The organism is Streptomyces sparsogenes subsp. cuspidosporus (assembly GCF_039532705.1).
Lineage (GTDB): Bacteria > Actinomycetota > Actinomycetes > Streptomycetales > Streptomycetaceae > Streptomyces > Streptomyces sparsogenes.
The window spans coordinates 341168-347321 of sequence record NZ_BAAASD010000006.1 but is presented as its reverse complement, the minus strand read 5'-3'; the positions used below and the strand labels follow the sequence as shown (position 1 = coordinate 347321).

At 72.9% G+C, this 6154-nt stretch carries 3 protein-coding genes and 1 pseudogene; all 4 read right to left on the bottom strand.

Going from position 1 to position 6154, the window contains the following annotated elements; translation table 11 throughout:
- Positions 1-2305 (bottom strand): annotated as a pseudogene (locus ABFY07_RS11145) (type I polyketide synthase); the annotation flags it as partial.
- A 323-nt stretch (positions 2306-2628) separates the two neighbouring features.
- Positions 2629-3984, bottom strand: a complete 1356-nt coding sequence (locus tag ABFY07_RS11140) for a dihydrolipoamide acetyltransferase family protein (protein WP_346174338.1) — start codon at positions 3982-3984, stop codon at positions 2629-2631.
- Positions 3981-4976 (bottom strand): alpha-ketoacid dehydrogenase subunit beta, encoded by a 996-nt coding sequence (locus ABFY07_RS11135; RefSeq protein ID WP_346174323.1) that lies wholly within the window; start codon positions 4974-4976, stop codon positions 3981-3983. The genes ABFY07_RS11140 and ABFY07_RS11135 overlap by 4 nt, the downstream gene beginning before the upstream one ends.
- Entirely contained in the window at positions 4973-6121 is a 1149-nt protein-coding gene (locus ABFY07_RS11130; protein ID WP_346174322.1) for a thiamine pyrophosphate-dependent dehydrogenase E1 component subunit alpha, read from the bottom strand. The genes ABFY07_RS11135 and ABFY07_RS11130 overlap by 4 nt, the downstream gene beginning before the upstream one ends.
- Positions 6122-6154 lie beyond the last annotated feature (33 nt).

Here is a 6154-nt window from a genome sequence, read left to right as displayed (position 1 = left end):
GCTGGTCGCGTACGGACTCCACATGCGCACCGTGGGACGCGTAGTCCACCGCGATCCACCGCGCCCGTACCCCCTGCTCCTCACACCCGGCAATCACCTCGGACAGCGCATCCCGGTCACCGGAGATGACCGTCGTGGTCGGGCCGTTGACCGCCGCGATGGACACTCGCCCTGACCAGGTCTCGATCAGCCCCGCCACCTGGTCCGCGCGGGCGGCGATGGAGGCCATGCCACCCTCACCCGCCAGCGACAGCAACGCACGGCTGCGCAACGCCACCACCCGAGCCGCATCCCGCACACTCAACGCTCCGGCCACACAAGCCGCCGCGATCTCCCCCTGGGAGTGTCCGACCACCGCAGCGGGCTCGATGCCATGGTGCTGCCACCAGGCCGCCAGCGACACCATCACCGCCCACAACGCCGGCTGCACCACATCCACCCTCGACAGGGCCCCCTCATCAGCCAGCACCTCCCCCAACGACCACGACACGAACTCCGACAACGCCTCCTCACACTCCGCCAACCGCGCCGCGAACACCTCACTCGACCCCGCCAGCTCCAACCCCATCCGCACCCACTGCGCACCCTGACCCGGAAAGACGAACACCACCCGATCAGCCCCCGGCACCACGGAACCACGCACCACACCCGCCGCCGGACCACCGGACGCCAACGCCTCCAACCCGGCCAGGAAACCCTCACGATCCGCCGCGACCACCGCCGCACGACTGTCCAGACCAGCACGGCGCGTGGCCAACGCATGACCAACCGCAGCCATACCGATGTCGCTTTCGGAACTTAGCCACGCCCCCAACCGAGCCGCCTGACCCCGCACACCCGCCTCACCCCGCCCCGACACCAGCCACGGCACCGCCCCCCGCACCGGAGCGATACCGCACCCGTCGGCCTCCTGCGACTCCGGCGCCTGCTCAAGAATCACGTGAGCGTTCGTACCGCTGGCACCGAACGACGACACCCCCGCCCGCCGGGGCCGCTCCACCTCCGGCCACGCCCTGTGCTCCGTCAACAGCGACACCGCACCCGCCGACCAGTCCACCTCCCCCGACGGCCGCTCAACATGCAACGTACGCGGCAACTCACCCCGTCCCAGCGCCATCACCATCTTGATCACGCCCGCGACCCCGGACGCCGCCTGGGCATGCCCGATATTCGACTTCAACGACCCCAGCCACAGCGGCCGCCCCTCCGCACGCCCCTGTCCATAGGTGGCCAGCAACGCCTGCGCCTCAATGGGGTCACCGAGCCGAGTGCCCGTGCCATGCGCCTCGACCGCGTCCACCTCGGCCGCCGCCAGCCCCGCGTTCGCCAACGCCTGCCGGATCACCCGCTGCTGAGAAGGACCGTTGGGAGCGGTGAATCCGTTGGACGCGCCGTCCTGGTTGACCGCCGAACCCCGTACGACCGCCAGCACCCGATGACCGTTGCGCCGCGCGTCCGACAACCGCTCCAGGACGAGCATGCCGGCGCCTTCGGAGAGGCCGAAGCCGTTCGCGTCGCTGCCGAACGCCTTGCACCGGCCGTCGGGGGCCAGGGCCCGCTTGCGGCTGAACTCGATGAACATGCCGGGAGTGGCGAACACCATGACGCCGCCCGTCAGGGCGAGGGCGCATTCGCCCCGCTGCAGGGACTGGGCCGCGTAGTGCAGGGCCACCAGGGAGGAGGAGCAGGCCGTGTCGACGCTGATGGTGGGGCCTTCCAGGCCCAGGGTGTAGGCGATGCGGCCGGCGAAGGCGCTGGGGGTGGTGCCCATCAGCAGATACCCCTCCATCGAGGCGGGCGCCTCGTGGAGTCGGGGACCGTAGTCCATGCCGACAGCTCCGATGAAGACACCGGTCCTGCTGCCCCGGAGGGAGTCGGGGTCGATCCCCGCACGCTCGATGCCCTCCCACGCGGTCTCCAGCAGCAGCCGGTGCTGCGGGCCGATGGCGAGCGCCTCGCGCGGGCTGATGCCGAACAGATCGGGGTCGAACTTGTCGGCGTCGGCCAGGAAGCCCGCTTCCCGCTGGTAGTAGGTGCCCGGGCGGCCGGGGTCCGGGTCGTAGCACGCCTCCACGTCCCATCCCCGGTCGGTGGGGAACGGGCCGATCGCGTCCCGGCCGGAGGCCACCAGCCGCCACAGGTCCTCCGGCGAGCGCACCCCGCCCGGGAAGCGCGCGGCCATGCCGACAATCGCGATCGGCTCGTCGTCGGCGGTGGCCCGCTGGGGGGCCGTGACCTCGGCGGGGCCGCCGCTCATCAGCTCGTACAGGTGGGCGGCGAGCGCCTTGGGGGTGGGGTAGTCGAAGAGGATCGTCTCCGGCAGCGGCAGGCCCGTCTCGGCGGCGAGCCGCTCCCTCAGTCGCCGTTCGTGGGAGCGGGAGAAGCCCGCCGCGCGAAACGGGCGGCCTTCTTCCAGGACGCCGCCGGTCCGCTCCAGGATCGTGGTGGCGAGGTGGGCCACGGTGCGCCGTAACAGATCGCGCCGCTGTTCTTCGCCCAGTAGGTCCCACTGGTCCCGCAAGGTCGCGCCGGTGTCGCGGTCACCTGAGCCGAGCATTCGGTTTTCCCCCGTTGAGAAGCGTTGAGTTGGTGCGGTCAGCTCGTCCCGCCCGCGTGGCAGGCGGGCGTTCAGACGTCGGCCAGCAGCGTGATCGGCTGTTCGACGCAGTCAGCCACATAGCGCAGGAAACCGCCTGCCGTGCCGCCGTCGCAGAGGCGGTGGTCGAAGGTGAGGGAGAGTTGTACGACGTCTCGGAGAGCCAGCTCGCCCTCGTGACACCAGGGCTTGCGAACGATGCGCCCGACGCCCAGCATGGCTCCCTCGGGATGGTTGAGGATCGGGGTGGCGCCGTCCACGCCGAACACCCCGTAGTTGTTGAGCGTGAACGTGCCGCCGGTGAGATCGGCCGGCGTCAGGCTGCCTGCGCGGGCTTCGGTGGCCAGGCGGGCCAGTTCCTCGCCGAGGCGCCGGGCGGTCAGGGTGTGGGCGTCCCGGACGACGGGGACCAGCAGGCCGCGGTCGGTGTGGGCGGCGAAGCCCAGGTGGACTGCGGACAGACGCACGATCTCCCGGGCCTCGGTGTCCACTGTGGCGTTGAGTTCCGGGTGGCGGGCGAGGGCCCCCACGCAGATCCTGGCGAGCAGCGCGAGCAGCGGCAGCCCGGTGCGATGGCGGGCGGCCATGAGCGCGGTGGCGTCGGCGTCCACCCAGCAGGTGGCGTCGGGGATCTCGGTTCGGCCGCGGGTGAGCTTGTCCGCCATGGCCGCGAGGGCGCCGCGCAGCGGGACGCGGGTTTCCTCGGCAGGTGTGGCGGTGGGGCGGATGAGCGGTGTCCGCGGGCGGCGCGCTCCGCCTGGTGCGTGCGAGCCGTGCCCTTCACCGTCGCGGCGGGCCGCGCCTGCGGCACGTACGGCGCGTTCCACATCGGCACGCAGCACCAGGCCGTTCGGGCCTGACCCCGTGATGTCCTGGAGCGCCAGCTCGTGTTCCCGCGCCAGACGGCGGACGAGCGGGGAGATCACCGGCACCGGATCGGTGCCGGGGCGGGTGGTCCGGGCGGTCGCTGTGGAGCCGTCCGGTGCGGGGCTGTCCGGCGCGGTCGCCGTGCCGTGGGTCGGCCGGCGTCGGCGGGAGGCCGTGGCCGTGGTCGTGTTCGTGGTCGTGCCGTAGCCGACGAGTACCCGGCCGGAACCGTCGGCCTGGGCCATCGCATCCGAGCGGGTGCGGTCCCCGCCGTCGTCCGGTGGGCCGACGGCCAGCAGCGGGGCTCCGACCGGAATCTCCTCGCCGGGGGCGCCGTAGCGGGCGGCGACCCGTCCCGCGTACGGGCAGGGCAGCTCCACACTCGCCTTGGCGGTCTCCACCTCGACCACCGGCTGATCCACCGTGACCATGTCGCCCACTTCGACCAGCCAGCGGACGATCTCGGCCCCGGTGAGCCCCTCCCCCAGGTCGGGCAGGGGGAACTCGCGCGCCTGGGTCATGCCGTCCACTCGCTCTCCCACTGGAGCCCCGCCACCGCGTCCAGGATCCGGTCCACGTCGGGCAGGTGGTGGCGCTCCAACATCGGTGGTGGGTACGGGATGTCGAGGCCCGTCACGCGCAGCACCGGGGCCTGGAGGTGGTGGAAGCACCGCTCGGTGACGCGGGCGGCGATCTCCGCGCCCGGGCCGGCGAAGCCGGTGGCCTCGTGCACGACGACCGCACGCCCGGTCCTGCGGACCGACGCGCACACCGTCTCGTCGTCGAACGGCACCAGCGTGCGCAGGTCGATGACGCCGAGGTCCCAGCCCTCGGCGCGGGCGGCCTCCGCCGCCTCCAGGCACACCGGCACCGACGGCCCGTAGGCGATGAGGGTCGCCGAGGTGCCCTCCCGGCGGACCGTCGCCCGCCCTACGGGTGGCGTGTGCGGTGGCCGGTCCAGGTCGATGGGTGCCTTGGACCAGTAGAGCCGCTTCGGTTCGAGGAAGACCACCGGGTCGTCGGAGGCGATGGCGGCCCGCAGCAGCCCGTACGCGTCGGCGACCGTGGCCGGGGTGAGGACGTGGAGGCCCGGTGTGGCCATGTAGTAGGCCTCCGACGAGTCGCTGTGGTGTTCGACACCGCCGATCCCGCCCCCGTAGGGCACCCGTATGGTCAGCGGCAGCGGCAGCGCGCCCCGGGTCCGGTTGCGCATCCGCGCGACATGGCTGACGAGCTGCTCGAACGCCGGGTAGGCGAACGCGTCGAACTGCATCTCGACCACCGGCCGCAGCCCGTACATCGCCATGCCCACAGCCGTCCCCAGGATGCCGGCCTCGGCCAGCGGGGTGTCGGTGCAGCGGTCGTCGCCGAACTCCTTCGCCAGCCCGTCGGTGATCCGGAAGACCCCGCCGAGAGTGCCGATGTCCTCGCCCATCAGATGGACGGCGGGGTCCGCGGCCATCGCGTCGCGCAGGGCGCGGCCCAGGGCCTGGGCCATGGTGGCGGTGGTCATCGGGCGTGCTCCGGTAAGAAGTCGGGCGTACGGGCGCTCTCCGCCTCGAGCTCGGCGCGCAGCCGGGCGGTCTGCTCGCGCAGTTGCGCGGTGGGCTCGGCGTAGACGTGGGAGAACAGGGCGGCGGGGGTGAGCGGGGGGTCGTCCGCCAGCGCTGCGCGGACCCGGCGCGCCAGTCGCTCCCCGGCCTCGGCGGCCCGCTGTCTTTCGGTGTCGGTCAGCAGCCCGTGGTGGCGCAGCTCCCGCTCCAGCAGGGTGATCGGATCGTGGGCGCGCCAGGCGGCGACCTCGGCGTCGGAGCGGTAGCGACCCGCGTCGTCGGCGGTGGTGTGGGCGTCGATGCGGTAGGTGAGCGCTTCCACCAGGGTCGGCCCGGCCCCGGAGCGGGCCCTGCCGATCGCCTCGGTGAGCACGTGGTGGACCGCCGGGGCGTCGTTGCCGTCCACCAGCCGCCCGGGCATGCCGTAGCCGACGGCCTTGTGGGCGATGCTGGGCGCGGCGGTCTGCTTGGCCAGGGGCACCGAGATCGCGAAACCGTTGTTCTGCACCAGGAACACCACCGGTGCCCGCCACACGGCGGCGAAGTTCAGCGCCTCGTGGAAGTCCCCCTCGGAGGTGCCGCCGTCGCCGACCAGGGCCAGGGCTACCACGTCGTCGCCCTTCAGCCGCGCCGCGTGCGCCAGGCCGACCGCGTGCGGCAGCTGGGTGGCCAGGGGGGTGCACAGGGGCGCCACCCGGTGGGTGTGCGGGTCGTAGCCGTTGTGCCAGTCGCCCCGCAACAGTGTCAGCGCCTGGACGGGGTCGACGCCGCGCGTCACGGCGGCGAGTGTGTCCCGGTAGCTGGGGAAGAGCCAGTCGCGGTCGGCCGGGGCCAGGGCGGCGGCGATCTGGCACGCCTCCTGGCCGGTGGAGGAGGGGTAGACGGCGAGCCTGCCCTGCCGGGTCAGGGCCGTCACCTGCTCGTTGAAGCGCCGGCCGGTCACCAGACGGCGGTACAGCTCCAGCCAGAGCGGCCCGTCGGGTTCGGCCGTGCCGCCGAGCACCCGGTAGGGCTCGGGGTCCGGCAGCAGAGAGGCGGGGTCCGGGTGGGCGCGGTCCGCGTAGGGGGGCGCACTTTGTCGGCCGGGCTGTGCGAGCACGGTCATGTCTCCAGCACTCCTGCTTTCCTGATCCGGGGC